We start from the raw sequence: 25,242 nt of genomic DNA on the forward strand, positions 1-25,242 counted from the left end.
GTTTTCGGTCGCCGCTCAGACCAGCACGAGGTTGTCGCGGTGGATCAGCTCAGGCTCGTTCAGGTGGCCCAGCACCGACTCGATCTCCGACGAAGGCTTGCGCGCGATCAGCCGCGCCTCGGCGCTCGAATAGTTGGTGATGCCGCGCGCCACTTCCCTGCCCTGCGGGTCGACGCAGGCGATCACCTCGCCGCGGGCGAATTCGCCCTGCACCTCGACCACGCCGATCGGCAGCAGCGACTTGCCGCCGCCGGTCAGCTTCTCGACCGCGCCGTTGTCGATCACCACGCGCCCGCGCAGCTGCAGGTGGTCGGCCATCCACTGCTTGCGCGCGGTAAGCCGGCCGGTCGGCGCCAGCAACTGGGTGCCGATGGCCTCGCCCGCGGCCAGCCGCTCGAGCACGTTGGCCTCGCGCCCGGAGGCGATGATGGTGTGTGCGCCGGACTTGGCGGCGCGCTTGGCCGCCAGGATCTTGGTCAGCATGCCGCCGCGCCCGATCGAGGTGCCGGCGCCACCGGCCATGGCTTCCAGTTCGGGCGTGCCGGCCATGGCTTCATCCACGAACTGCGCCGCCGGATCCTTGCGCGGATCGGCGGTGTACAGGCCGCGCTGGTCGGTGAGGATCACCAGCGCGTCGCCCTCGATCAGGTTGGTGACCAGCGCGCCGAGCGTGTCGTTGTCGCCGAACTTGATTTCGTCGGTGACCACGGTGTCGTTCTCGTTGATGATCGGCACCACGCCCAGCGACAGCAGCGTCAGCAGCGTGGAACGCGCATTCAGGTAGCGCTCGCGGTCGGCCAGGTCGGCGTGGGTCAGCAGCACCTGTGCGGTGCGGATGCCGTAGCGCGTGAACTGGCTTTCATAGACCTGCGCCAGGCCCATCTGGCCGACGGCGGCGGCGGCCTGCAGCTCGTGGATTTCCTTTGGCCGGCGCACCCAGCCCAGGCGCTGCATGCCTTCGGCGATGGCGCCGGAGCTGACCAGCACCACTTCCTTGCCCGCCACGCGCAGCCTGGCGATCTGCGATGCCCAGCGGGCGATGGCGTCGTGGTCCAGCCCCTTGCCATCGTTGGTGACCAGGCTGGAGCCGACTTTGACGACGAGGCGCTTTGCCTGCGCGATGACCGATTGCATGGCGGGAATCCTGTCTCCGGAATTCGTTTTTTCAGACCGTTGGTGTTGCTTATGCCTCGCGCTCGTCCTGGTCGACATTGTGCAACCGATCGTCGAGACGGATGTCCGGTTCGGCCAGCGCTGCGGCCTCTTCGGCCTTGATCGCCGCCAGGTGGTCCTTGATCGCGTAGATCAGCTCACGGCAGCCCTCGCCGGTCAGCGCAGAGATCTGGAACACCGGGCCCTTCCACTTGTAGCGCTTGAGGAAGTCCTTGACCCGCGCGGCACGCTCGTCCTCGGGCACCATGTCGAGCTTGTTCAGCACCAGCCAGCGCGGCTTGTCGTGCAAGTCCTCGTCGTACTTCTTCAGCTCGTTGACGATGGCCTTGGCCTCGGCGACCGGGTCGACCGCCTCGTCAAACGGCGCCAGGTCGACGATATGCAGCAGCAGGCCGGTGCGCTGCAGGTGGCGCAGGAACTGGTGGCCCAGGCCCGCGCCCTCGGCCGCGCCTTCGATCAGGCCCGGAATGTCGGCGACCACGAACGACTGCTCATGGTCCACGCGCACCACGCCCAGGTTGGGATGCAGCGTGGTGAACGGATAGTCCGCCACCTTGGGGCGCGCGTTGGAAATATGCGAAATGAAGGTCGACTTGCCGGCATTGGGCATGCCCAGCAGGCCGACGTCGGCCAGCACCTTCAGCTCGAGCTTGAGCATGCGGCGCTCGCCCGGCTTGCCGTCCACCTGCTGGCGCGGCGCGCGGTTGGTACTGGACTTGAAATGCAGGTTGCCCCAGCCGCCCATGCCGCCTTCGGCCAGGCACACGCGCTGGCCGTGCTCGGTCAGGTCGGCGATGACCTCGCCGGTGTCCATGTCCGTGATCAGCGTGCCGACCGGCATGCGCAGCGTGATGTCTTCGCCAGCCGCGCCATAGCAGTCGGAGCCACGGCCGTTCTCGCCGTTCCTGGCCACGTGCTTCTTGGCGTAGCGGAAGTCGATCAGGGTATTGATATTGCGGTCCGCCTGCGCGAACACGCTGCCGCCGCGGCCGCCGTCGCCACCATCCGGGCCGCCGAAGGGCACAAACTTCTCGCGCCGGAACGAGGCGCTGCCATTGCCGCCGTTGCCGGCGATGGCTTCGATTCGGGCTTCGTCGATGAACTTCATGATGGGTTTTCCGTGATGGATCGGCAGGGATCGGCTGATCGGGGAGGCCGGCGTAGTTTACTTCGCCAGAAAAGAAAAAGCCCCGCAAGCGTTGCGGGGCCTTTCATCCTGCAAAGGCTGTTATCAGGCCGCCGGGACGACGCTGACTTGCTGCTTCTTGGCAGGGCCCTTGACGGCGAACTGCACGTGGCCGTCAACCAGGGCGAACAGCGTGTGGTCCTTGCCCACGCCGACGTTGTCGCCGGCATGCACGCGGGTACCGCGCTGGCGGATGATGATGCCGCCGGCGTTGATGGCCTGGCCACCAAACACCTTCACGCCCAGACGCTTCGATTCGGAATCACGGCCGTTCCGCGTGGAACCGCCGCCTTTTTTCTGTGCCATGTCTTACTCCTGTCGCTTTACCGGATTACGCTCGATCGATCAGGCAACGATCGCTTCGATGCGCAGTTCGGTGTAATTCTGACGATGGCCCTGACGCTTCTGGTAGTGCTTGCGACGGCGCATCTTGAAGATCTTCACCTTGTCGTGACGACCCTGGGAGATAACGGTAGCCTTGACGGAAGCCCCGCTAACCAGCGGCGTACCAAACTTGATTTGGTCGCCGGCGCCCACTGCGAGCACCTGGTCGAGCGTGATTTCTGCGCCAATGTCTGCCGGTATCTGTTCTACTTTCAGTTTTTCGCCAGCAGCAACCTTGTATTGCTTGCCGCCGGTTTTTACGACCGCGTACATTGTCGAACCTCTCGGATGTGAATAAAACGCCGAAACCGCGCGATGCGGCCCGGTTATCTCCCGCCGGCAAGGACCCGCAAGGCGAGCGACTACCGGAGGAAACCGGGAATTCTAAACGAGATCGGGGAAAACTGCAAAGAAAACAGGCACATAGCCTGTGAGCGGCGCGGCCGGCACAATCGGCGGCAGCCCCGCTCAGGTCAGATCGGCGAGAAGGAATCCCGCCAGTGCGGCAAACGCCACCCACCACGCGGTGCGGCGCAGCTGGCGGCGGGGTACGGGCTTGTCCATGTCCGCATTATAGTGGTGCCGGTCACCGACGCCGCTGCGCGCATACCCTGAGCCGCCTGCCTGCCCAGCCGCGGCAAGAATGCGGGGCATGCGTAGAACGCCGCGTGCATCGCATATAATCGTCCGGTTTTGCGTAACGGTGATCATCTTGTCCCAGCCTTCCGCCACTGCCTTGCTTGCCCCGGTCGCTGCAGACATGCGCGCGGTTGATGCTGTCATCCGCCAGCGGCTGTCTTCCGAAGTCCCCCTGATCGAACAGATCGGCGAATACATCATCGGTGCCGGCGGCAAGCGCCTGCGCCCGGTGATCCTGCTGCTGACGGCGCGCGCGCTGGGCTATGACGGCAACCGCCACCACGAGCTGGCCGCCGTCGTCGAATTCATCCACACCGCCACGCTGCTGCACGACGACGTCGTCGACGAATCCGAGCTGCGCCGCGGCCGCGACACCGCCAACGCGGTGTTCGGCAATGCCGCCAGCGTGCTGGTCGGCGACTTCCTCTACTCGCGCGCGTTCCAGATGATGGTCGATGCCGGCAGCATGCGCATCATGGAGATCCTGTCCAACGCGACCAACGTGATCGCCGAGGGCGAGGTGCTGCAGCTGCTGAACATGCACGACCCCGACGTCACCGTCGAGCGCTACCTGCAGGTAATCCGCTACAAGACCGCCAAGCTGTTCGAGGCCGCCGCCCAGCTGGGCGCGGTGCTGGCCGGCGCCGACGCGCAGATGGAAGAAGCCGCCGCCGAATACGGCCGCCGCATCGGCACCGCCTTCCAGCTGATCGACGACATGCTGGACTACACGGCCAGCGCCGAGCAGATGGGCAAGAACGCCGGCGACGACCTGCGCGAAGGCAAACCCACGCTGCCGCTGCTGCACCTGCTGGAGCACGGCACCGCGGAGCAGCGCCAGCTGGCGCGCGACGCCATCGTGCAGGGCGGCACCGAGCACTTCGACGCGGTCTTCGCGGCCATCCACGCCAGCGGCGCGCTCGAGGTCACCTTCGAGGCCGCGCGCCAGGAAGCGGAAGCCGCCGAGCGGGCTGCGCAGCAGTTCCCGGATTCCGCGCTGAAGGAAACGCTGATCCAGCTCTGCGCGTTCTCGCTGCAGCGGCAGTCGTAAGGGATTCCCCACCCTCTTCCATTTCAGCAAAAACGCTGTTATAGTTACCTTCTTTGCTGCTGACGCCCAGCGACGGCAAGCAAAAACAAATCGGGGTGTAGCTTAGCCTGGTAGAGCGCTACGTTCGGGACGTAGAGGCCGGAGGTTCGAATCCTCTCACCCCGACCAGATTAAAAAAGCCGAATCAACGAAAGTTGATTCGGCTTTTTGTCTTTCTGCCCTCCCGATCCTCATGGCCACCCCTGCCCCCGCGCAAGTAGGGTTGCGCCCGTGTCGCGCAAACGCCAACACGTCCCGCAGTCGCCTTTACAAAAAGTGACCCCAGCGGCAAACTGCCCCGATCCTAGGACGTGGAACCGTCTCGTCCGTCCGTGGCCGGCGGCCACTGTCCAACCACTGCGCACCTGTCATGACACTCGGTCTTGCCCTGGCCCAGAGCCGGCGTATCGCGCCCGCCCTGCTTGCTCAGCTGGAGCAGGCCGCCCGTGAAAAGCAGTCGCAGCTGATCGATGAGATCGTCGGCAGCGGCACCATGAGCGCGCACGACCTGGCTCTGTTCGCGGCGGACAAGTACCAGCTGCCGTTGCTGGACCTCAACCAGTACAACCTGACCAAGGTGCCGCCGGGGCTGGCGGGCAACCGCGAATTCCATGCGCACCGCCTGCTGCCGCTGGGCCGGCGCGAAAACCGGTTGGTGCTGGGGCTGTCCGATCCGTCCAACCAGGCCGGGCTGGACGCGATCAAGGAAAAGTACAAGCTGCCGGTCGAAGCGGTGGTGGTCGAGCACGACAAGCTGATGAAGTACGTGCGCTCCGCCGGCGAGGCGCTGGGCACGCTCAAGAACATCTCGCCGGTGCAGGCCGAGCGCAAGATGATCGAATACGACCCGGTGGCGGCCGCCGGCGCGCAGCGCAACCGCACTGCCGCCGATGCCATCGACGACGCCCCCGTGGTGCGCTTCCTGCAGAAGCTGCTGACCGAAGCCTTCCACCGCGGCGCATCCGACCTGCATTTCGAGCCGTTCGAGACCTTCTACCGGGTCCGCTTCCGCGTGGACGGCGTGCTGCAGGAGGTGGCAAGGCCGCCGCTGGATATTCGCGACAAGATCGCCACCCGCATCAAGGTGCTGTCCCGGCTGGATATTTCTGAAAAGCGCGTGCCGCAGGACGGCCGCATGAAGCTGCTGATCGCGCTGCCCAAGGATACGAAGGACAACAAGGACGGCAAGGACGGCAAGGACGCGAAGGATCCCAAGGACAAGGACGCCAGGGAAACCGTCGAGAAGGCCGTCGATTTCCGCGTCTCGACGCTGCCCACGCTGTTCGGCGAGAAGATCGTGATGCGGATCCTGGAATCGTCGTCCGACAAGCTCGATATCGACCAGCTCGGCTACGAGCCGCAGCAGAAGGCGCTGCTGCTGGACGTGATCAAGCGCCCGTACGGCATGGTGCTGGTGACCGGCCCCACCGGCAGCGGCAAGACGGTGTCGCTGTACACCTTCCTGAACCTGCTGAACCAGGGCGACATCAATATCTCGACCGCCGAGGACCCGGCCGAAATCCAGCTGCCCGGCATCAACCAGGTCAATGTCAACGACAAGGCCGGCCTGACCTTTGCCGCGGCGCTGCGCTCGTTCCTGCGGCAGGATCCGGACGTCATCATGGTCGGCGAAATCCGCGACCTGGAGACCGCCGATATCTCGATCAAGGCCGCGCAGACCGGCCACCTGGTGCTGTCGACGCTGCACACCAACGACGCGCCCACCACGCTGACGCGGCTGATGAACATGGGCGTGGCGCCGTTCAACATCGCCTCCAGCGTGCTGCTGATCACCGCGCAGCGGCTGGCGCGGCGGCTGTGCACCTGCAAGCGCCCCGGCGAGCTGCCGCGCGAGACGCTGCTGGATGCGGGCTTCCGCGAACCTGATCTGGACGGCAGCTGGCAGCCCTACCACCCGGTCGGGTGCGAGCGCTGCAACGGCAGCGGCTACAAGGGCCGCTGCGGCATCTACCAGGTCATGCCGATCACCGAGGCGATGCAGCAGATCATCCTGTCGCACGGCACCGCGCTGCAGATCGCCGAGCAGGCGCGCAAGGACGGCGTGCTATCGTTGCGCGAGGCTGGGCTGCTCAAGGTCAGAGCGGGCGTCACGTCACTCGAAGAGGTGCTGGCGACCACGAATACGTAGCAAGGCAGTCAGGTCACGACGCAAAACAACGTAAATACAAGACGTACCAGAAACGTCATTGACACCGGGGGTCAACAACATGGCGACGCGCGCACCAGCGGCGGGCGCCCGGACGGCAGCACCGTCACGGGCAAAATCAGGCAAGGGGCGCAAGGCCCCCACCCAGTACATCTTCGAATGGGAAGGCAAGGACCGCAAGGGCAAGACCTTCACCGGCGAGCTGCGTGCGGAGAGCCAGGCCGAGGTCACCGCCACGCTGCGCAAGCAAGGCCTGACCATCGTCAAGCTCAAGAAGCGCAAGGCCGCACGCGGGCGCAAGATCACCGAGAAGGACATCGCCTACTTCACCCGCCAGCTGTCGACCATGCTAAAGGCCGGGATTCCGCTGCTGCAGTCGATCGACATCATCGCGCGCGGGCACGCCAATCCCAACTTTACCCAGCTGCTGTCCGAGATCCGCTTCGATATCGAATCGGGCAGCAGCATGGCGGCGGCATTCCGGCGACAGCCGAAGTACTTCGACACGCTCTACTGCAACCTGATCGATGCGGGCGAACAGGGCGGTATCCTGGACGCGCTGCTGGAGCGCCTGTCGCTCTACATGGAAAAGACCATCGCGCTGAAGGGCCAGATCAAGTCGGCGATGATCTACCCGATCGCGGTGCTGACGGTGGCCTTTGCCGTCACCGTGATCCTGATGCTGTTCGTGATCCCGGCGTTCAAGGGCGTGTTCTCCAGCTTCGGCGCCAACCTGCCCGCGCCAACGCTGCTGGTGATCGCGATCTCGGACTTTTTCGTGCAGTACTGGTACCTGGTCATCGGTACGCCGGTGGCCGGCATCACGCTCTACCTGCGGGCACGCAAGAAGTCAGAGAAGGTGCAGCGCTGGTCCGACCGCGCGCTGCTGAAGCTGCCGATCTTCGGCAGCCTGTTCCGCAAGGCGGTGATCGCACGCTGGACGCGTACGCTGGCGACCATGTTCGCCGCCGGCACGCCGCTGGTGGAGTCGATGGAGTCGGTGGCGGGCGCCGCCGGCAACTGGGTCTACTACGACGCCACGCGCGAGATCGAACAGTCGGTGCGCATCGGTACCAGCCTGACCAACGCCATGCAGGCCACGCACGTGTTCGACAACATGGTGCTGCAGATGACGCAGATCGGTGAAGAATCCGGCGCGCTCGACAACATGCTGCTGAAGGTGGCCGAGTTCTACGAGCGCGAGGTCGACGACGCGGTGGCCGCCATCTCCAGCCTGATCGAGCCGATCATCATCGTGGTGCTGGGCGTGCTGATCGGCGGCATGGTGGTGGCGATGTACCTGCCGATCTTCAAGCTGGGACAGGTGGTGTAGGCAATGGCGCTGGCGTATTCCGTTTCGCCGTTTCCCGCAGGCAGCGATCAATTGCTGCAGGCGCTGGCGGTGCTGCCGCCTGCCTTCATGGTGGCGGTGACGGCCGTGCTCGGCCTGGTGGTGGGCAGTTTCCTCAACGTGGTGATCCACCGGCTGCCGCGCATGATGGAGCGCGAGGAAGCCAACTATATCGCCGAGCTGCGCGGCGATCCGCTGCCCTACCCCGCCCGCTACAACCTGATGGTGCCGCGCTCGGCCTGTCCGCACTGCGGCCACGCGATCGCGCCCTGGGAAAACGTGCCGGTGCTGAGCTGGCTGGCGCTGCGCGGGCGCTGCTCGGCCTGCAAGGCCCGGATCAGCGCACGCTATCCGCTGGTGGAGCTGGCCTGCGGCGTGCTGAGCGCGCTGGTGGCGTGGCGCTTCGGCCCTGGCGTGCAGGCCTTGGCGGCACTGGTGCTGGTCTGGGCGCTGCTGGCGCTGACCCTGATCGATGCCGATACCCAGTTGCTGCCGGACCAGATCACGCTGCCGCTGCTGTGGCTGGGACTGGTGCTGAACCTGGGCGGGTTGTTCGTGCCGCTGGCCGACGCCGTGATCGGCGCCGCCGCCGGCTACCTGGTGCTGTGGACGGCGTACTGGCTGTTCCGGCTGGTGCGTGGCAAGGAGGGCATGGGTTTCGGCGACTTCAAGCTGATGGCGGCACTCGGGGCGTGGTTTGGCTGGCAGGCGCTGCCGGCGCTGGTGCTGCTGTCATCGGTGGCCGGTGTGGCGTTCGGGCTGGCCAGCATCGCACTGCGCCGGCAGGATCGCGACACGCCCTTCCCTTTCGGCCCCTTTATCGCGCTGGCGGGCCTGGTGGTGCTGGTGTTCGGCTCCGGCGTGCTGCCGCTGACCTTGCTGCCTTGAAGCTGGTATCGTGACGGCAACATCGACAACTGGCCTTCACGGCATCCCCACATGCTGGAAATCGGACTGACCGGCGGCATCGGCAGCGGCAAGACCCGCGTGGCCGACATGTTCGCCGCGCGCGGCGCCGCGATCATCGATACCGACCTGCTCGCCCACCAGATCACCGCCCCGGGCGGGCGTGCCATCCCGGCGCTGGTCGAAGCCTTCGGGACTGAATGCCTGCGCCCCGACGGCGCCATGGACCGCGACGCGATGCGCGCGCTGGTGTTCGCCGACCCGGCCGCCAAGGCGCGCCTCGAAGGCATCACCCATCCGCTGATCCGCGCGCTGACCAACGAGCATGCCCAGGCGGTCCGCGACGCCGGCGAGCATCCTTACCTGATCTACGTGGTGCCGCTGCTGGTCGAGTCCGGCTCATGGCGCGAGCGCGTGGGCCGCGTGCTGGTGGTCGACTGCACCGAAGCCACCCAGGTGGCGCGCGTGATGGCGCGCAACGGCTTCAGCCGTGAACAGGTGCAGGCGATCATGGCCAGGCAGGCCACGCGGCGCGCGCGGCTGGCATGTGCCGACGACGTCATCGACAACGACGGCCCGGTGGATGCGCTGGTGGCGCAGGTGGACCGCCTCGACCGCTATTACCGCGAACTGTCGGCGTCCGGAAAGGTCCATCCCGAAGCCGGCGCATGATGTGCGGGCCCGGCCCGGCGGCACGCGGCGAACGCGCGTCCGACATTGTCCTCGGCCCGGGTCTCGCATAGAATGCGCTGGAACATGCCGGGAAATCGCCGCATACTGCGGGCATTGGACACCGCGGATCACTCCGACACAGTCCACCCAGCCCCTTCCGGCGTTCCCCGGGCCACATTCCGCACCGGGCCTGCTCCTCACACGGGGCCCGCCCGGCGCCCTGCACGGACATAGCACTTGATTCTGTACGAATATCCTTTCAACGAACGCATCAGGACACTCCTGCGCCTGGAGGACCTGTTCGATCGGCTGGAATACTTCCTCGGCCAGGATCATCCGCAGCAGCACCATGTCGCGCTGACCACGCTGTTCGAGATCATCGACGTCGCCGGCCGCGCCGACCTCAAGACCGACCTGATCAAGGAACTGGAACGCCAGCGCCAGGCGCTGGCGCCGCTGCGCGCCAACCCGCAGATCGACCAGGAAGCGCTGGACAGCGTGATCGGCGAAATCGAGCAGGGCATCGCCATGCTCAACCAGACCGTGGGCAAGGCCGGGCAACTGCTGACCGACAACGAGTGGCTGACCAGCATCCGCAGCCGCGCCATCATTCCCGGTGGCACCTGCGAGTTCGACCTGCCGGCCTATTACGCGTGGCAGCACCGCCCCGCGGAGGACCGTCGCGCCGATATCCTGAAGTGGGCGCGCCCGCTGGTGTCGCTGCGCATGGGCACCACCATCGTGCTGCGCCTGCTGCGCGAAGCCGGCCAGAGCGGCAAGGTGATCGCCACCGGCGGCAGCTACCAGCAGATGCTGTCCGGGCGCAGCTACCAGCTGATGCAGGTGTGGCTGGATGACTCGCTGCTGGCCTTCATCCCGGAAATGAGCGCGAACAAGTACATGCTGTGGGTGCGCTTCACGCAGCAGGATGGCGACCTGCGGCCACGCTCGGTCGATGCCGATATCCCGTTCCTGCTGAAACTCTGCAATTTCTGAAGCCATGCCCGCTGTCGTCAAATGCCCCACCTGCGGCACCGAGGTGGCCTGGGTGCCCGACAACAAGTTCCGCCCGTTCTGTTCCGAGCGCTGCAAGCAGATCGACCTCGGCGCCTGGGCGTCCGAAAAGTACGTGATTGGCGGCAAGCCGGGCGAGACGCCTTCGCCTGACCTGCCTGGCGACGAGGACGACTGACGTAGTCGTCTCGGCCGCACAGACCGCTCAGTGCGCCGCCAGCGCTCTGTGCCCTACGCTTCTTCGCCCAGCCACTCCACCACCGGAATGGTGGCCGGCAGCAGCGGCGCGACCGTCACGGGCACCGTCTGCCAGGAAAAGGCCTGGCCTTCGCGGCCGACCGGGTCACCGCGCCAGGCAGTGACCTTGCAGAAATGCAGCCGCACATAGGCGTGCGGGTAGTCGTGCTCGAGCACATGCCAGCGCTCGCACGCGGTAATGTCGAGTCCCAGCTCCTCATGCAGCTCGCGGGCGAGCGCGGCTTCCACGCTCTCGCCTGGCTCGAGCTTGCCGCCGGGGAACTCCCAGTAGCCCTCGTACGGCTTGCCTGCGGGGCGCTGCGCCAGCAGGAAGCGGCCGTCCGGCTGCACCATCACGCCGACGGCGACTTCGGTGACCTTGCGCGGCGGGTTGCCGGCGGTCTCTGCGGGCTTGTCCATGGCCGCGCTCATGCCTTGTCGTTCCCCGGCACGTCGGCGAGCACGTCGGCAATATACGGCTGGCCATGCTTGCCGCCCCAGTCGCGCGCAAACTGCCACGCCACGCGGCCCGAGCGCGAGCCGCGCTCCAGCGCCCACACCAGCGCGTCGCCGCGCGCGGCGGCGATGTCTTCGTCGGTGCAGCCGAAGTGCCTGAGCCAGTGGCCGACGATGGCCAGGTACTCGTCCTGCTTGGGCGGGTAGAACGACAGCCACAGCCCGAAGCGCTCGGACAGCGAGATCTTCTCTTCGACCACTTCGCCGGGATGGATCTCGCCGTCGTCGGTGTGGCGGTAGGTTTCGTTGTCCTTCATGTACTCCGGCAGCAGGTGCCGGCGGTTGGACGTGGCGTAGATCAGCACGTTGTCCGACTGCGCCGCGACCGAGCCGTCCAGCGCCGACTTCAGCGACTTGTAGCCCGACTCGCCCTCCTCGAACGACAGGTCGTCGCAGAAGATGACGAAGCGCTCGGGCCGGGCCGAGACCAGCTCGACGATATCGCCGAGGTCGCCCAGGTCATCCTTGTCGACCTCCACCAGCCGCAGCCCGTCCTTGACGAAGGCATTCAGGCAGGCCTTGATCAGCGACGACTTGCCGGTGCCGCGCGCGCCGGTCAGCAGCACGTTGTTGGCCGGCAGCTTGTTCACGAACTGGCGCGTGTTGGCGACGATGGCGTCCTTCTGGCGCTCGATGTTCTTCAGGTCGTCCAGGTGGATCGGCGGCAGCTGGCGCACCGGCTGCAGGTAGCCGATATTGCCGAACAGGCTCTGCCGCTTGCGCCAGCGGAACGCTACCGCCTCCTGCCAGTCCGCGTCGTTCAGTTGCGGCGGCAGCCATTGTTCGAGGCGGGAGAGGAAGTTGTCGAGGCGGGCGGCGAGGTCGGACATGGTGGGGCGGAAGATGGGTTCGTGCGCCCTGCCCGCGTGCGCGGGCAGGATGGAGCGGGCTCAGGAACGGTAGTCGGCGTTGATCGACACGTAGTCATGCGACAGGTCGCAGGTCCAGACCGTGGCTTCGGCATTGCCGCGGCCCAGCGCGATGCGCACCGTGATCTCGGCCTGCTTCATCACGCGCTGGCCGTCTTCCTCGCGGTAGTCGGGATTGCGGCCGCCGTCGCGTGCGACCCAGACATCGTCCAGCCACAGGTTGACGCGGCCGACATCGAGGTCGTCCACGCCGGCGTAGCCAACCGCGGCCAGGATGCGGCCGAGGTTGGGGTCCGACGCATAGAACGCGGTCTTGACCAGCGGCGAATGCGCGACCGCGTAGGCGATCTGGCGGCACTCGCCCACGTCCTTGCCGCCTTCGACGCGGATGGTCATCAGCTTGGTCGCGCCTTCGCCGTCGCGCACGATCATCTGCGCCAGCTCTTGCGCCAGGCCGGTCACGGCATCGCGCAGCGCTGCAAAGGCCGCGCCTTCGGCACGGTCGACCACGGCACCGGACTTGCCCGAGGCAATCAGCACGAACGAATCGTTGGTCGAGGTATCGCCATCGATGGTGATGCTGTTGAACGAGTGATCGGCGGCGTGCGTCACCAGCGCCTGCAGCACCGGCTGCGCGACCGCGGCGTCCATGGCGATAAAGCCCAGCATGGTTGCCATGTTCGGCCGGATCATGCCGGCGCCCTTGCTGATGCCTGACAGCGTCACGGTCTTGCCGTCGACCTGCACCGTGCGCGACGCGACCTTGGGCTGCGTGTCGGTGGTCATGATCGCCTCCGCCGCGGCCAGCCAGTTGTCGGCCCTGGCGTTGGCGATGGCGGCGGGCAGCCCGGCCAGCAGGCGGTCCATCGGCAACTGCTCGAGGATCACGCCGGTCGAGAACGGCAGCACCTGGCCGGCATCGATGCACAGCTGCGCAGCCAGCGCGTCGCAGGTGGCGCGGGCGTTGGCCAGGCCCTGCTCGCCGGTGCCGGCGTTGGCATTGCCGGTATTGACCACCAGCGCGCGAATGCCCTTGCCCGACTTGTCCGCGGCAGCAAGGTGCTCCCGGCACACCTGCACCGGCGCGGCGCAAAAGCGGTTGCTGGTGAAAACGCCGGCCACGGTGCTGCCTTCGGCCACGCGCACCACCAGCACGTCCTTGCGGTTGGCCTTGCGGATGCCCGCCTCGGCCCAGCCGAGCTCCACGCCGGCGACGGATTTCAGGTTCTCTGCCTGGGGCAGCGGAAGATTGACGGGCATGTAGGACTCCTCGATGTTCCTGCCAGCGACTTGCTTGTCTCAGACGAACATGCCCGCGAAGGGCGGGCATGTTCGTTTCCTGTTGCGTCACGCCCCGCGCTGCGGGACCGACGTCATACCGGGCACCCGGCGCGGCTCAGCTCAGCTGAGCTTGCCGTGGCACTGCTTGAACTTCTTGCCCGAGCCGCACGGGCACGGATCGTTGCGGCCGACCTTGGGCATGCCCGCCAGCGCCAGCTCGGCGGCGGCCATGGCCGTGCCGGTGCGCGGCGACGGCGCTTCCTCGACCGGCTCGCGGCCTTCGGCGAACTCGTCGTGCTTGTACTGCACGTTCTCCAGGTGCGACAGGCCTTCCTCGATCTGCTCGGAAGCCTGTTCCAGTTCCTCCGGCGACTGGATCTGCACGTTGAAGGTCACGCGGGTGACTTCGTTCTTGATCACGTCCAGCAGGCGCGCGAACAGTTCGAACGACTCGCGCTTGTACTCCTGCTTGGGATCCTTCTGGGCATAGCCGCGCAGGTGGATGCCCTGGCGCAGGTGGTCCAGCGCGGCCAGGTGTTCGCGCCAGTGCGTGTCGATGCTCTGCAGCATGACCGAGCGCTCGAAGCCGGCGAACGACTCGCGGCCGACCATCGCGACCTTGCCGTCGTAGCGTTCGGTCGCCGCCTTCATGATCAGGTCGAGCAGCTCTTCGTCCTCGATGCTCTGCGCGCCCTCGATGGTCTGCGCCAGCGGCACTTCCAGGCCCCAGTCCTCGCGCAGGCGCGCTTCCAGGCCGGCGATATTCCACTGCTCTTCCATGGTGTCGGCCGGCACGTGGTCGCGGAACAGCTCGATCAGCACGCTCTCGCGCAGGTTGGCGACCATCTCGCCGACGTCATTGGCCTCGAGCACGTCGTTGCGCAGCTTGTAGATTTCCTTGCGCTGGTCGTTGGCGACGTCGTCGTACTGCAGCAGCTGCTTGCGGATATCGAAGTTGCGGCCTTCCACCTTGCGCTGCGCCGATTCGATCGAGCGCGTGACGATGCCGGCCTCGATCGGCTCGCCTTCGGGCATCTTCAGGCGCTCCATGATGGCGCGCACGCGGTCGCCGGCAAAGATGCGCAGCAGCTGGTCGTCCAGCGACAGGTAGAAGCGCGACGAACCCGGATCGCCCTGGCGGCCGGCGCGGCCGCGCAGCTGGTTGTCGATACGGCGCGACTCATGGCGCTCGGTGCCGACGATATGCAGGCCGCCGGCAGCCTTGACCTGCTCGTGCAGCGACTGCCATTCATCCTTGAGCTGCTGGATGCGCGCGGCCTTGTCGGTGTCGGACAGGTTCGGGTCCGCTTCGATAAAGCCCGACTGCTTCTCCACGTTGCCGCCCAGCACGATGTCGGTACCGCGACCGGCCATGTTGGTGGCAATGGTGATCATCTTGGGACGGCCGGCCTGCGCCACGATCTCGGCTTCGCGGGCATGCTGCTTGGCATTGAGCACCTGGTGCGGCAGCTGTTCGCGGTCGAGCAGGCCCGACAGGTATTCCGAGGTCTCGATCGAGGTGGTGCCCACCAGCACCGGCTGGCCACGCTCGTAGCATTCTCGGATATCGCGCACCACGGCGTCGTAGCGCTCCTTGCCGGTCTTGTAGATCTGGTCCTGCTGGTCCTTGCGCTGGGCCGGGCGATTGGTCGGGATCACCACCACTTCCAGGCCGTAGATCTCCTGGAACTCATACGCTTCGGTATCGGCCGTGCCGGTCATGCCGGCCAGCTTGTTGTACATGCGGAAGTAGTTCTGGAAGGTGATGGTCGCCAGCGTCTGGTTTTCCTGCTGGACGGTCACGCCTTCCTTGGCTTCGACGGCCTGGTGCAGGCCATCGGACCAGCGGCGGCCCGTCATCAGGCGGCCGGTGAATTCATCGACGATCACCACTTCGTCGTTCTGCACCACGTAGTGCTGGTCGCGGTGGAACAGGCTGTGCGCGCGCAGGGCGGCGTACAGGTGGTGCATCAGCGTGATGTTCTGCGGCGCGTACAGCGACTCGCCTTCGCCGATCAGGCCCTGTTGCGACAGGATCTCCTCGGCCTTCTCGTGGCCGGCTTCGGTCAGGTAGACCTGGTGGCCCTTCTCGTCGACATAGTAGTCGCCCGGCTTCTCCACGCCGGTGCCGTCGGCCTTTTCCTCGCCGATCTGGCGCTCGAGCAGCTTGGGGATGCCGTTCATGCGCTGGTACAGGTCGGTCTGGTTCTCGGCCTGGCCGGAGATGATCAGCGGAGTGCGCGCCTCGTCGATCAGGATCGAGTCCACTTCATCGACGATGGCGTAGTTCAGCGGCCGCTGCACCCGCTGCGACGGGTCGTAGACCATGTTGTCGCGCAGGTAGTCGAAGCCGAACTCGTTGTTGGTGCCGTAGGTGATGTCGGCGTTGTACGCAGCCTGCTTCTCGTCATGCGCCATCTGCGACAGGTTCACGCCCACCGACAGGCCCAGGAAGTTGTACAGCCGGCCCATCCACTCGGCATCGCGCTGCGCCAGGTAGTCGTTGACCGTCACCACGTGCACGCCCTTGCCGGTGATGGCATTCAGGTACACGGCCAGCGTCGCGGTCAGCGTCTTGCCCTCGCCGGTGCGCATTTCGGCGATCTTGTTGTCGTTCAGCACCATGCCGCCGATCAGCTGCACGTCGAAGTGGCGCATCTTCATGACGCGCTTGCTGGCCTCGCGGCACACGGCAAAAGCCTCGGGCAGCAGCGCTTCGAGCGACTCGCCGCCGGCGTGGCGCTGCCGGAAGGTCTCGGTCATGCCACGCAGGTCGTCGTCCGAGAGCTGCTCGAACTTCGGCTCCAGCGCATTGATCTGCGCCACCGTGCGGCGATATTGTTTGATCAGCCGCTCATTGCGGCTGCCGAAGACTTTCTTGAGAAGGCCCGTGATCATCGATTGCTTTCACCTGCGCGGGACCGGATTGACGCCCCTGGTAAGCGGGCTCCCCGGCGGCCGGGCGAGGAATGGATAGATTGGCGCGAAACGCCGAGTTTATCATGTGCCGGGGTCACGGCCGGAACGCGCCGGGCCTTGCCATGCAAGGCTGCCAATTGCCACGCACCGGCCAACGCGGGCCGACCCCGGCCCCCTGCTTGCAGCAGTTTGGGACGGCTGCGGCAGCTTCAATCCTTTCCGACCCGGGCAGCCCCGCCACCCCTTGCTAGAATGCAGCCATGCGCCGCTTCACCCACCACGCCCTGCAGACCGCTGCCGCCAAGCCGCTCAATGACTGGCTGGCCAGGTCCGGCCCGGTTTCCGGGCTGATGCAGACCGCGCGCCAGCTGTCCGTGCTGGAGGCCGAAGTGCTGTCGCTGCTGCCCCCCGGCATGCGCGCCGGCATTGCCGTGGCCGGGGTCAAGCGCGACGCGGTCGATGCGAACGGCCAGGTGCTGCTGTTGCTGGCGGCACACGGCGCGGCCGCGGCGCGGGTACGGCAGGTGGTGCCGACGCTGCTGGGTCGGCTGCAGCAGCGCGGCTCGCAGATCACCTCCATCCGGGTGCGGGTGCAGCCCGAGGTGCAGCGCCACGCGGACTGGGACACCGGTCCGGTCGAGCGCAAGCGCACCAGCGGGCAAATGACGCCGACCGGCCTTGCCAGCCTGGACCAGCTCGCGCGCACCTTGCCCGATTCGCCGCTGCGCGACGCGCTCAAGACGCTGCTCTCGCACCACCGCTGAGCGGCCGGCGGCAATTTCCGAACAAACAAGAAAGCCGACCCGCGGGTCGGCTTTTCGTTGCACGGCGTGCAGGGGATGCGGCTCAGGCAAAGGCCGGCTGCGCCTGCGGCAGGAAGGCGGCGGGCGCTTCCTCGACGCGGTCGAAGGTGACCAGTTCATAGGCCTCCTGGTCCGCCAGCAGCGCGCGCAGCAGCTGGTTGTTCAGGCCGTGGCCCGACTTGTGCGCGACATAGGACCCGATCAGCGGATGGCCGACCACATACAGGTCGCCGATGGCGTCGAGGATCTTGTGGCGCACGAATTCGTCGCCATAGCGCAGTTCCTCGTTGTTCAGCATGCGGTGCTCGTCCAGCACGATGGCGTTGTCCAGGCTGCCGCCGCGCGCCAGGCCCATCTCGCGCAGCGCCTCCACCTCATGGGCAAAGCCGAAGGTGCGGGCCCGGGCGATTTCGCGCACGTAGCTGGTGTCGCCGAAGTCGATCGAGAAGGTCTGGCCGGTCTTGTCGACCGCCGGATGACGGAAGTCGATGGTGAACGCCAGCTTGAAGCCGAAGAACGGCTCCAGCCGCGCGAACTTGTCGCCCTCGCGCACTTCCACCGGCTTCTTGACGCGGATAAAGGTCTTCAGCGCGTTCTGTTCTTCAATGCCGGCCGACTGCAGCAGGAACACGAAGGACGCGGCGCTGCCGTCCATGATCGGGATTTCCTCGGCGTCGACATCGACATAGAGGTTGTCGATGCCCAGGCCGGCGCACGCCGACATCAGGTGCTCGACGGTAGAAACGCGCGCGCCATCCTTCTGCAGCACCGATGCCAGGCGCGTGTCGCCGATGGCCGAAGCGGCCACGGGAATCTCGACGGCCTCGGGCAGGTCGACGCGGGTAAAGACGATGCCGGTGTCGGCGGCCGCGGGACGCAGGGTCAGCGTGACCTTGCGGCCGGAGTGCAGGCCGATGCCAACTGTCTTCACCAGGGATTTGATCGTGCGCTGTTTGAGCATGACAGCCTCAACTATTATAAAAATCTATCGTGGTGCTTTTTCTGATTAAGCGATTTTACCACCACCCGGAAGGTGGTGCAGCCGGGTTTTGTTTCCGGCTGTTAACACCGCATTAAGATGTTGCGAATAATCCACGTTTACCCGGATGACTGTGTCAGCCGCGCAACGCAGCCAGCACGGCGTCGGCGCTGCTGACGCGGAATTCGCCGGGCGCCTCCACGTCGAGCCGGGTCACGACACCATCGTCGATCACCATGGCATAGCGCTTGGAGCGCACGCCCATGCCGCGCGCGCCCAGGTCCTGGTCCAGGCCCAGCGCCCGCGTCCATTCGGCGCTGCCGTCGGCCATCATGCGCACCGTGCCGGCGACCTGCTGTTCGCGGCCCCACGCGCCCATGACGAAGGCGTCATTGACCGACACGCACCACACTTCATCGACGCCGGCAGCGCGCAGGTCCGCGGCATGCGTGACGAAGCCCGGCACATGCTTGGCCGAGCAGGTCGGCGTGAACGCGCCGGGCAGCCCGAACACCACGATCTTGCGCCCGCGCACCAGGTCGGCGACGCGGAAGGCGTTGGGTCCGAGCGAGCAGCCCTCGCTTTCGGTTTCGATGAATTCCTGCAGGGTGGCGTCCGGGACGCGGGAACCGACGGTAATCATGGGGCGTGGTCTTCCTGGGTTTTCTGAAGGATAGGTCGGATGCGAATTGGCTGCCCTGACGATTGCTGCATTGCACAGGCAGCGGGCAACCTCACGATCATAGGCGCAGCGCCGGCGATGCCAAAGCCGGGTCACATCCGGTCGCATTCGATACACCTTGCTACAAAGACGTCCGCGCGACGCACCTTGTGGGTGCGCCGCGCGGACGGCGAGACATCCCGACCGGGAAGGCGGGAAACCAGTCCGGGGAGGCGGCCAGCGGCACGCCCTGCCCGGCGACGGGATGCAGGTTGTGGCGGACGATGCGCCGTTGCGGCAGGCGGCGCGGCGCCGCCGGCTGCCTGCCGGGTCACGTCAGTCCATGCAAGGCACGCGCGGATGGGGAGCGCGCATGCATCGCGACAAGGCGACGCGATCCGTCAGGCGGCCGGTGGAGGCACCGATGCCGCGCCGTCCGGCGCTCAGTCTGCCTGCTTGCGCAGGAAGGCCGGAATATCGTACGTGTCCACACCCTTCTCCTGCAGCGCCGCCACGTGGGCCGACGCCGATTCGCGCGAGCTGCGCCACACCGCCGGCGTGTCCAGGTTGCTGTAGTCCGGCGAGCTGTGCTGCGCGGCGGTGGCGGCCATGTTGGCCATCATCTGCACCGGCATGTTGTCCGTGCCGGTCTTCAGCAGCGTCATCGGCTGCTGCTTCTTGGCCGAGCGGCCCAGGCCGGTCGCGACCACGGTCACGCGCAGCGCATCGCTCATCGAATCGTCGTACACCGTACCGAAGATCACGGTCGCATCTTCCGCGGCGTAGCTGCGGATAGTGTTCATGACTTCCTTGGTTTCCGACAGCTTCAGCGAACGGCTGGCGGTGATGTTGACCAGCACGCCGCGCGCGCCGGACAGGTCCACGCCTTCCAGCAGCGGGCTGGCAACGGCCTGCTCGGCCGCCAGGCGGGCGCGGTCCACGCCCGACACGGTGGCCGTCCCCATCATGGCCTTGCCCTGCTCGCCCATCACCGTCTTCACGTCTTCGAAGTCGACGTTCACCAGGCCGTCAACGTTGATGATCTCGGCAATGCCGGCCACCGCGTTGTGCAGCACGTCGTCGGCGCACTGGAAGCATGCGTCCATCTCGGCGTCGTCGCCCATCACTTCGAACAGCTTTTCGTTCAGCACCACGATCAGCGAGTCGACGCTCGACTCCAGCTCGCTGGAGCCATGCTCGGCCACCTTGGCGCGGCGCGCGCCTTCGAAGTCGAACGGCTTGCTGACCACGCCCACGGTCAGGATGCCCATTTCCTTGGCCACCTGCGCCACGATCGGCGCGGCACCGGTACCGGTACCGCCGCCCATGCCGGCAGTGATGAAGACCATGTGCGCGCCGCGCAGCGCGTCGGCGATCTGCTCGCGGGCCTGATCGGCGCAACCGCGGCCGACTTCCGGCTTGGCGCCGGCACCCAGTCCCGTACTGCCCAATTGCAGCACGCGCGAAGCGCTGGAACGCTTGAGCGCCTGGGCGTCGGTGTTCATGCAGATGAATTCAACGCCCTGCACGCCGCGGCTGATCATGTGCTGCACGGCATTGCCGCCCGCGCCGCCCACGCCGACCACTTTGATGATGGTGCCGTCCATCACTTCCGTTTCGATCATGTCAAAGTCCATCACTGCCTCCGAGAAGAATCAGTCCCCAGACGCTGCAGCCTCCCCGCCGCAACCCCTGGTTCCTGAACAAAAAACCATTAAGAAAAGAACCAAGAAACTTCACTCAACGCGCCATCGCATGTCCGGTAGACAAAGCCACCAGCGCGTCGTTGCATCTTCAGCCGACAATTTCCGCATTCATCAGAAATTGCCGACGAACCATTCCTTCATGCGGGTCCACACCTGCTTGACCGACCCGCTCTGCACCGCCACCTTGCGCCCGCGCATCCGTTGCACGCGGCCTTCCAGCAGCAGGCCCATCACCGTCGCATAGCGCGGGCTCTTCACCACCTCGTGCAGGTTGCCGCGGTACTCCGGCACGCCTACGCGCACGGGCTTGAGGAAGATGTCCTCGCCCAGCTCGACCATGCCCGGCATCATCGCGGTACCACCCGTGATGACCACGCCGGACGACAGCAGTTCTTCATAGCCCGACTCGCGCACCACCTGGTGCACCAGCGAGTACAGCTCTTCGATGCGCGGCTCGATCACCGCGGCCAGTGCCTGACGGCTGAGCGTGCGCGTGCCGCGGTCGCCCACGCCCGGCACCTCGATCATGTCTTCCGGGTCGGCGATCGCCTGCTTGGCAATGCCGTACTGGATCTTGATGTCCTCGGCATCGGGCGTCGGCGTGCGCAGCGCCATGGCGATGTCGTTGGTGATCTGGTCGCCGGCGATGGGGATCACGGCCGTATGGCGGATCGCGCCTTCGCTGAAGATGGCGATGTCGGTGGTGCCGCCGCCGATGTCGACCAGCACCACGCCCAGTTCCTTCTCGTCCTCGGTCAGCACCGCCAGGCTCGACGCCAGCGGCTGCAGGATCAGGTCGTGCACTTCCAGGCCGCAGCGGCGCACGCACTTGACGATGTTCTGCGCGGCGCTGACGGCGCCGGTGACGATATGCACCTTCACTTCCAGGCGGATGCCGCTCATGCCGATGGGCTCGCGCACGTCTTCCTGGCCGTCGATGATGAATTCCTGCGTCAGGATGTGCAGGATCTGCTGGTCGGTCGGGATATTGACCGCCTTGGCGGTCTCGATCACGCGCGCCACATCGGTCTGCGTGACCTCCTTGTCCTTGATCGCCACCATGCCGCTGGAATTGAAGCTGCGGATATGGCTGCCGGCAATGCCGGTAAAGACCTCCGAGATCTTGCAGTCGGCCATCAGCTCGGCCTCTTCCAGCGCCTTCTGGATCGACTGCACGGTGGCCTCGATATTGACTACGACCCCTTTCTTCAGACCCTTGGACTCCGACTGGCCCATCCCGATCACCTCGTAGCTGCCGTCGGGGCGCAGTTCTGCGACCACCGCCGCCACCTTCGAGGTGCCGATATCGAGACCGACCAACAGGTCCTTGTATTCCTTGCTCATCGGGTTTTCTCCGCGTTCTTGCTCTTCAGTCGCGTCGGATTGTTGTTGGAAGTACCGGAAACCGCTGCCGCTGCCTGCGTTGCCCGGGCCGCCTTCGCTGCCCGCTCCGCCTTCTCGGCCCGCACGGCCGCGGCGATCTGCGCCTCGGTCAGGAAGCGGGCGTTGGCGGCGCGGATGGCAAAGCCGTTGGGATAACGCAGGTCGGCGTAGTCGATCTGCTTGCCCCACTGCTCGGTGACCTGCGGCCACGCAGCGACAAAACGCCTGACCCGCTGGTCCATCGCCGTGCGGTCTTCATCGTTCTGCTCGCGGCCCAGCTCGACCACCATGCCGTTGGACAGCTTTGCCCGCCAGGCATAGCGGCCCGACAGCGTCACCGCCAGCGGCTCGGTCTGCAGCGGCTTGAACCACTGGCGCATGACCTCGAGCTTCTCGATCACGTCGCCCTCGCTGTCCGGCGGCCCGTCCAGCGCCAATAGCTGTGCGTCTTCTTCCGCCTCGGCGGTGTTGGCCACGAAAATCTCGCCGTAGGTATTGATCAGGCGCCCGTTTTCCGCCGAGCCCCACGTACCCAGCGCCTCGTGCTCCTCGACCTCCACGGCCAGGCCGTTGGGCCACTCGCGCCGCACGCTGGCGCGCCGCACCCACGGCACCGACTCGAACGCCTGCCGTGCCGCGTTCAGGTCGAGCGTGAAGAAGTTGCCCGACAGCTTGCCCAGCGCGCTGGCACGCACGGCGGGGGCGTTCACGTGGCGCAGCGCGCCGCCGTCCATCGGCGCGATCTCCACGTGGGTGATGGCAAACACCGGCCGCTGCGCCAGCCACAGCAGGCCGGCCGCGAGCGCCATCAGCGCCACCACGGCGTACAGCGTGGTGGCGATCAGGTTGAGCAGGCGTGCGTTATGCCACATGGTTCAGGCGGGTTCTCTGTTATTCGGGCTTCCAGTGCTCGTTCGGGTGCAGGTCCAGCGTCGCGGCGGCCACCACCTGCAGCACGAAGTCCTCGTAGCTGATGCCGACCGCGCGCGCCGCCATCGGCACCAGCGAATGGCCGGTCATGCCGGGCGAGGTATTCATCTCGAGCAGGAAAGGCTTGCCGTCGGCGCGCAGCATCACGTCGGCGCGCGCCCAGCCACGGCAACCCAGCACGCGGTAGGACTGCACCGCCAGCGCCTGGACTTCCTTCTCGATTTCGGGGTCCAGCCCTGACGGACACAAGTATTGGGTATCGTCAGTAAAGTATTTATTTTGATAGTCGTAGTTGGCCTCGGGGGCGACGATGCGGATCACCGGCAACGCCTCGGCGCTGTCGCCCTCGCCCACGATCGGGCAGGTCAGCTCGGCGCCGTCGATAAAAGTCTCGGCGATGACGTCGTTGTCCAGCGCCTCGGCCTTCTCGAACGCCGCGCGCATCTGGTCGGCCGCGGTGACCTTGGTCAGGCCGATCGACGAGCCTTCGCGCGCCGGCTTGACGATCAGCGGCAGGCCCAGGTCGGCGACCACCGCGTCGAAATCCGTGTCGGCATGCAGCATGGCGAAGCGCGGCGTGGGCAGGTCATGCGTGGTCCACAGGCGCTTGGTGGCCTGCTTGTCCATCGCCAGCGCCGAGGCCAGCACGCCGCTGCCGGTGTAGGGCACGCCCAGCTGTTCCAGCAGGCCCTGGATGGTGCCGTCTTCGCCGTAGCGGCCGTGCAGCGCGATAAAGACGCGGTCGAATTTGGCCGCGGCCAGTTCGGCCACGCCTTGCAGGCCCGGATCGAAGCCATGCGCGTCGACGCCGCGCGACTGCAGCGCGGCCAGCACGCCGTTGCCCGACATCAGCGAAATCTCGCGCTCGGCGGAGCGGCCGCCGAGCAGCACGCCGACCTTGCCCAGCGACCTGGGATCGATATTGGGATGGGCGACGAAGCTCATTGCTGGCCTCCCGACTGTTGCGTCTGCTGGTGCGACACCAGTTGCCCCGGCACGCCGCCGATCGAACCGGCGCCCATCGTCACGACCACATCGCCGGGCCGGACAGCATTCAGGATGGCCTGCGGCATCTCTTCCATCTGCTCCACGAAAACAGGTTCTACCTTGCCGGCCACGCGCAACGCGCGGGTCAGCGCACGGCCGTCGGCTGCCACGATCGGGGTCTCGCCGGCGGCATAGACCTCGGACAGCAGCAGGGCATCGACGGTGCCCAGCACTTTGACGAAGTCTTCAAAGCAATCCCGCGTACGGGTGAAACGGTGCGGCTGGAACGCCAGCACCAGGCGGCGGCCCGGGAAAGCGCCGCGCGCGGCGGCCAGCGTGGCGGCCATTTCCACCGGGTGGTGGCCGTAGTCGTCCACCAGCGTGAAGGTGCCGGCACCGTCGGTGGTGGCCACTTCGCCGTAGCGCTGGAAGCGGCGGCCCACGCCGTGGAATTCGCGCAGCGCCTTGACGATGGCGGCATCGGGCACTTCCAGCTCGGTGGCGATGGCGATCGCCGCCAGCGCGTTCTGCACGTTGTGCATGCCGGGCAGGTTCAGCACGATTTCCAGCGGCGGCTCGACATGGCCGTTGAGCTGGCGCAGCACGGTGAAGTGCATCTGGCCGTCGACCGCGCGCGCGTCCACCGCGCGGATCTGCGCGTCTTCGGCAAACCCGTAGCGCACCACCGGCTTGGATACCAGCGGCAGGATCTCGCGCACGTTGGGGTCGTCCACGCACAGCACGGCGATGCCGTAGAACGGCAGGCGCTGCGTGAATTCGATGAACGCCTGCTTGAGCCGGGCAAAGTCGTGCCCGTAGGTATCCATGTGGTCAGCATCGATATTGGTGATGACCTCGATGACCGGGAACAGGTTCAGGAACGACGCGTCGGACTCATCCGCCTCGGCCACGATGAAGTCGCCGGTGCCCAGGCGCGCGTTGGCGCCGGCGGAATTGAGCCGGCCGCCGATGACGAAGGTCGGGTCCAGCCCGCCCTCGGCCAGCACCGACGCCACCAGGCTGGTGGTGGTGGTCTTGCCATGCGTGCCGGCGATGGCCACGCCCTGCTTCAGGCGCATCAGCTCGGCCAGCATCACCGCGCGCGGCACCACCGGGATGCGCTTGCTGCGGGCGGCCAGCACCTCGGGGTTGTCGCCGCTGACCGCGGTCGACACCACCACGGCATTGGCGCCGGTCACGTTGGCCGCGTCATGCCCGTGCATGACCGTGGCGCCGAGCGAGGCCAGGCGCCGCGTGGCGGCATTGCTGCCCACGTCGGAACCCGAGACCTTGTAGCCCAGGTTCAGCAGGACCTCGGCGATGCCGCTCATGCCGGCCCCGCCGATCCCCACGAAGTGGATGTTCTTGACGATATGCTTCATTGGATTG

The 25,242-nt window shown here is 66.4% G+C and carries 24 protein-coding genes and 1 tRNA gene; 9 read left to right on the forward strand and 16 right to left on the reverse strand.

All coding sequences use genetic code 11. The features are described 5' to 3' along the window. Positions 1-15 precede the first annotated feature (15 nt). The 5 genes from proB to JTE92_RS27755 form a co-directional block, all read right to left on the reverse strand. Positions 16-1,134 carry a glutamate 5-kinase gene (proB, locus tag JTE92_RS27735; RefSeq protein ID WP_063241562.1) on the reverse strand — a complete coding sequence of 373 codons (1,119 nt, stop codon included), beginning with the start codon at positions 1,132-1,134 and terminating at the stop codon, positions 16-18. A 49-nt stretch (positions 1,135-1,183) separates the two neighbouring features. Then, positions 1,184-2,281 (reverse strand): GTPase ObgE, encoded by a 1,098-nt coding sequence (gene obgE, locus JTE92_RS27740; protein ID WP_063241561.1) that lies wholly within the window; start codon positions 2,279-2,281, stop codon positions 1,184-1,186. A gap of 123 nt (positions 2,282-2,404) precedes the next feature. Next, a complete protein-coding gene (gene rpmA, locus JTE92_RS27745; protein ID WP_010814747.1) occupies positions 2,405-2,665 on the reverse strand; it encodes a 50S ribosomal protein L27 in 261 nt (86 codons plus the stop codon). Between the two features lie 39 nt (positions 2,666-2,704). Then, positions 2,705-3,016 carry a 50S ribosomal protein L21 gene (gene rplU, locus JTE92_RS27750; RefSeq protein ID WP_006576525.1) on the reverse strand — a complete coding sequence of 104 codons (312 nt, stop codon included), beginning with the start codon at positions 3,014-3,016 and terminating at the stop codon, positions 2,705-2,707. 195 nt (positions 3,017-3,211) lie between these two features. Continuing rightward, positions 3,212-3,505 carry a hypothetical protein gene (locus tag JTE92_RS27755; protein ID WP_063241560.1) on the reverse strand — a complete coding sequence of 98 codons (294 nt, stop codon included), beginning with the start codon at positions 3,503-3,505 and terminating at the stop codon, positions 3,212-3,214. Here JTE92_RS27755 and ispB point away from each other — a divergent pair. The 8 genes from ispB (at position 3,504) to JTE92_RS27795 (ending at position 10,760) form a co-directional block, all read left to right on the forward strand. Further along, complete coding sequence (gene ispB / locus JTE92_RS27760; protein ID WP_063241559.1) at positions 3,504-4,433, forward strand: octaprenyl diphosphate synthase; 930 nt, start codon at positions 3,504-3,506, stop codon at positions 4,431-4,433. The two genes, JTE92_RS27755 and ispB, sit on opposite strands and share 2 nt — an antisense overlap. Positions 4,434-4,524: 91 nt before the next feature. Beyond that, a tRNA-Pro gene (locus tag JTE92_RS27765) sits at positions 4,525-4,601 on the forward strand. A 241-nt stretch (positions 4,602-4,842) separates the two neighbouring features. Next, entirely contained in the window at positions 4,843-6,621 is a 1,779-nt protein-coding gene (locus JTE92_RS27770; protein ID WP_063241558.1) for an ATPase, T2SS/T4P/T4SS family, read from the forward strand. Between the two features lie 79 nt (positions 6,622-6,700). Beyond that, positions 6,701-7,972 (forward strand): type II secretion system F family protein, encoded by a 1,272-nt coding sequence (locus JTE92_RS27775; protein WP_063241557.1) that lies wholly within the window; start codon positions 6,701-6,703, stop codon positions 7,970-7,972. Positions 7,973-7,975: 3 nt separating this feature from the next. Next, entirely contained in the window at positions 7,976-8,878 is a 903-nt protein-coding gene (locus tag JTE92_RS27780; RefSeq protein WP_063241556.1) for a prepilin peptidase, read from the forward strand. 51 nt (positions 8,879-8,929) lie between these two features. Continuing rightward, a complete protein-coding gene (coaE, locus tag JTE92_RS27785; protein ID WP_063241555.1) occupies positions 8,930-9,568 on the forward strand; it encodes a dephospho-CoA kinase in 639 nt (212 codons plus the stop codon). 237 nt (positions 9,569-9,805) lie between these two features. Then, entirely contained in the window at positions 9,806-10,564 is a 759-nt protein-coding gene (gene zapD / locus JTE92_RS27790; protein ID WP_063241554.1) for a cell division protein ZapD, read from the forward strand. 4 nt (positions 10,565-10,568) lie between these two features. Further along, a complete protein-coding gene (locus JTE92_RS27795) occupies positions 10,569-10,760 on the forward strand; it encodes a DNA gyrase inhibitor YacG (protein WP_029048086.1) in 192 nt (63 codons plus the stop codon). Positions 10,761-10,813: 53 nt separating this feature from the next. On the opposite strand, the gene JTE92_RS27800 is transcribed toward JTE92_RS27795, so the two are convergent. The 4 genes from JTE92_RS27800 to secA all read right to left on the reverse strand — a co-directional run bounded on the left by JTE92_RS27800 (position 10,814) and on the right by secA (position 16,383). After that, positions 10,814-11,251: an NUDIX domain-containing protein gene (locus tag JTE92_RS27800; protein ID WP_063241553.1), complete on the reverse strand. Its 438-nt coding sequence runs from the start codon at positions 11,249-11,251 to the stop codon at positions 10,814-10,816. Continuing rightward, complete coding sequence (locus JTE92_RS27805; RefSeq protein ID WP_063241552.1) at positions 11,248-12,165, reverse strand: ATP-binding protein; 918 nt, start codon at positions 12,163-12,165, stop codon at positions 11,248-11,250. The genes JTE92_RS27800 and JTE92_RS27805 overlap by 4 nt, the downstream gene beginning before the upstream one ends. A 60-nt stretch (positions 12,166-12,225) precedes the next feature. Then, a complete protein-coding gene (argJ, locus tag JTE92_RS27810; RefSeq protein WP_063241551.1) occupies positions 12,226-13,464 on the reverse strand; it encodes a bifunctional glutamate N-acetyltransferase/amino-acid acetyltransferase ArgJ in 1,239 nt (412 codons plus the stop codon). 141 nt (positions 13,465-13,605) lie between these two features. Further along, entirely contained in the window at positions 13,606-16,383 is a 2,778-nt protein-coding gene (gene secA / locus JTE92_RS27815) for a preprotein translocase subunit SecA (protein WP_063241550.1), read from the reverse strand. Between the two features lie 281 nt (positions 16,384-16,664). Here secA and JTE92_RS27820 point away from each other — a divergent pair, with 281 nt between their 5' ends. Beyond that, positions 16,665-17,168 (forward strand): DciA family protein, encoded by a 504-nt coding sequence (locus JTE92_RS27820; RefSeq protein ID WP_063241549.1) that lies wholly within the window; start codon positions 16,665-16,667, stop codon positions 17,166-17,168. A gap of 82 nt (positions 17,169-17,250) precedes the next feature. On the opposite strand, the gene lpxC is transcribed toward JTE92_RS27820, so the two are convergent. The 7 genes from lpxC to murC form a co-directional block, all read right to left on the reverse strand. Continuing rightward, complete coding sequence (gene lpxC, locus JTE92_RS27825; RefSeq protein ID WP_029048080.1) at positions 17,251-18,168, reverse strand: UDP-3-O-acyl-N-acetylglucosamine deacetylase; 918 nt, start codon at positions 18,166-18,168, stop codon at positions 17,251-17,253. Between the two features lie 154 nt (positions 18,169-18,322). Continuing rightward, entirely contained in the window at positions 18,323-18,829 is a 507-nt protein-coding gene (locus JTE92_RS27830; RefSeq protein WP_063241548.1) for a peroxiredoxin, read from the reverse strand. Between the two features lie 461 nt (positions 18,830-19,290). Further along, positions 19,291-20,484: a cell division protein FtsZ gene (gene ftsZ, locus JTE92_RS27835; RefSeq protein ID WP_063241547.1), complete on the reverse strand. Its 1,194-nt coding sequence runs from the start codon at positions 20,482-20,484 to the stop codon at positions 19,291-19,293. A gap of 180 nt (positions 20,485-20,664) precedes the next feature. After that, entirely contained in the window at positions 20,665-21,897 is a 1,233-nt protein-coding gene (gene ftsA / locus JTE92_RS27840; protein WP_012353950.1) for a cell division protein FtsA, read from the reverse strand. Continuing rightward, positions 21,894-22,808, reverse strand: coding sequence for a cell division protein FtsQ/DivIB (locus JTE92_RS27845; protein WP_063241546.1), 915 nt, complete (start codon positions 22,806-22,808; stop codon positions 21,894-21,896). The genes ftsA and JTE92_RS27845 overlap by 4 nt, the downstream gene beginning before the upstream one ends. 19 nt (positions 22,809-22,827) lie before the next feature. After that, positions 22,828-23,811: a D-alanine--D-alanine ligase gene (locus JTE92_RS27850; RefSeq protein ID WP_063241545.1), complete on the reverse strand. Its 984-nt coding sequence runs from the start codon at positions 23,809-23,811 to the stop codon at positions 22,828-22,830. Beyond that, positions 23,808-25,235: a UDP-N-acetylmuramate--L-alanine ligase gene (gene murC / locus JTE92_RS27855; protein WP_063241544.1), complete on the reverse strand. Its 1,428-nt coding sequence runs from the start codon at positions 25,233-25,235 to the stop codon at positions 23,808-23,810. Before murC ends, JTE92_RS27850 begins: the two co-directional genes overlap by 4 nt. Positions 25,236-25,242: the final 7 nt, after the last annotated feature.

The sequence above is a fragment of the Cupriavidus oxalaticus genome (genome assembly GCF_016894385.1).
GTDB classification, from domain to species: domain Bacteria; phylum Pseudomonadota; class Gammaproteobacteria; order Burkholderiales; family Burkholderiaceae; genus Cupriavidus; species Cupriavidus oxalaticus.

What these genes read in the sequence shown, in the direction of transcription:
- proB (WP_063241562.1), bottom strand. Translation starts at nt 1,134, where the DNA reads ATGCAATCGGTCATCGCGCAGGCAAAGCGCCTCGTCGTCAAAGTCGGC.
- obgE (WP_063241561.1), bottom strand. Translation starts at nt 2,281, where the DNA reads ATGAAGTTCATCGACGAAGCCCGAATCGAAGCCATCGCCGGCAACGGC.
- rpmA (WP_010814747.1), bottom strand. Translation starts at nt 2,665, where the DNA reads ATGGCACAGAAAAAAGGCGGCGGTTCCACGCGGAACGGCCGTGATTCC.
- rplU (WP_006576525.1), bottom strand. Translation starts at nt 3,016, where the DNA reads ATGTACGCGGTCGTAAAAACCGGCGGCAAGCAATACAAGGTTGCTGCT.
- ispB (WP_063241559.1), top strand. Translation starts at nt 3,504, where the DNA reads ATGCGCGCGGTTGATGCTGTCATCCGCCAGCGGCTGTCTTCCGAAGTC.
- JTE92_RS27755 (WP_063241560.1), bottom strand. Translation starts at nt 3,505, where the DNA reads ATGTCTGCAGCGACCGGGGCAAGCAAGGCAGTGGCGGAAGGCTGGGAC.
- JTE92_RS27770 (WP_063241558.1), top strand. Translation starts at nt 4,843, where the DNA reads ATGACACTCGGTCTTGCCCTGGCCCAGAGCCGGCGTATCGCGCCCGCC.
- JTE92_RS27775 (WP_063241557.1), top strand. Translation starts at nt 6,701, where the DNA reads ATGGCGACGCGCGCACCAGCGGCGGGCGCCCGGACGGCAGCACCGTCA.
- JTE92_RS27780 (WP_063241556.1), top strand. Translation starts at nt 7,976, where the DNA reads ATGGCGCTGGCGTATTCCGTTTCGCCGTTTCCCGCAGGCAGCGATCAA.
- coaE (WP_063241555.1), top strand. Translation starts at nt 8,930, where the DNA reads ATGCTGGAAATCGGACTGACCGGCGGCATCGGCAGCGGCAAGACCCGC.
- JTE92_RS27795 (WP_029048086.1), top strand. Translation starts at nt 10,569, where the DNA reads ATGCCCGCTGTCGTCAAATGCCCCACCTGCGGCACCGAGGTGGCCTGG.
- JTE92_RS27800 (WP_063241553.1), bottom strand. Translation starts at nt 11,251, where the DNA reads ATGAGCGCGGCCATGGACAAGCCCGCAGAGACCGCCGGCAACCCGCCG.
- JTE92_RS27805 (WP_063241552.1), bottom strand. Translation starts at nt 12,165, where the DNA reads ATGTCCGACCTCGCCGCCCGCCTCGACAACTTCCTCTCCCGCCTCGAA.
- argJ (WP_063241551.1), bottom strand. Translation starts at nt 13,464, where the DNA reads ATGCCCGTCAATCTTCCGCTGCCCCAGGCAGAGAACCTGAAATCCGTC.
- secA (WP_063241550.1), bottom strand. Translation starts at nt 16,383, where the DNA reads ATGATCACGGGCCTTCTCAAGAAAGTCTTCGGCAGCCGCAATGAGCGG.
- JTE92_RS27820 (WP_063241549.1), top strand. Translation starts at nt 16,665, where the DNA reads ATGCGCCGCTTCACCCACCACGCCCTGCAGACCGCTGCCGCCAAGCCG.
- lpxC (WP_029048080.1), bottom strand. Translation starts at nt 18,168, where the DNA reads ATGCTCAAACAGCGCACGATCAAATCCCTGGTGAAGACAGTTGGCATC.
- JTE92_RS27830 (WP_063241548.1), bottom strand. Translation starts at nt 18,829, where the DNA reads ATGATTACCGTCGGTTCCCGCGTCCCGGACGCCACCCTGCAGGAATTC.
- ftsZ (WP_063241547.1), bottom strand. Translation starts at nt 20,484, where the DNA reads ATGGACTTTGACATGATCGAAACGGAAGTGATGGACGGCACCATCATC.
- ftsA (WP_012353950.1), bottom strand. Translation starts at nt 21,897, where the DNA reads ATGAGCAAGGAATACAAGGACCTGTTGGTCGGTCTCGATATCGGCACC.
- JTE92_RS27845 (WP_063241546.1), bottom strand. Translation starts at nt 22,808, where the DNA reads ATGTGGCATAACGCACGCCTGCTCAACCTGATCGCCACCACGCTGTAC.
- JTE92_RS27850 (WP_063241545.1), bottom strand. Translation starts at nt 23,811, where the DNA reads ATGAGCTTCGTCGCCCATCCCAATATCGATCCCAGGTCGCTGGGCAAG.
- murC (WP_063241544.1), bottom strand. Translation starts at nt 25,235, where the DNA reads ATGAAGCATATCGTCAAGAACATCCACTTCGTGGGGATCGGCGGGGCC.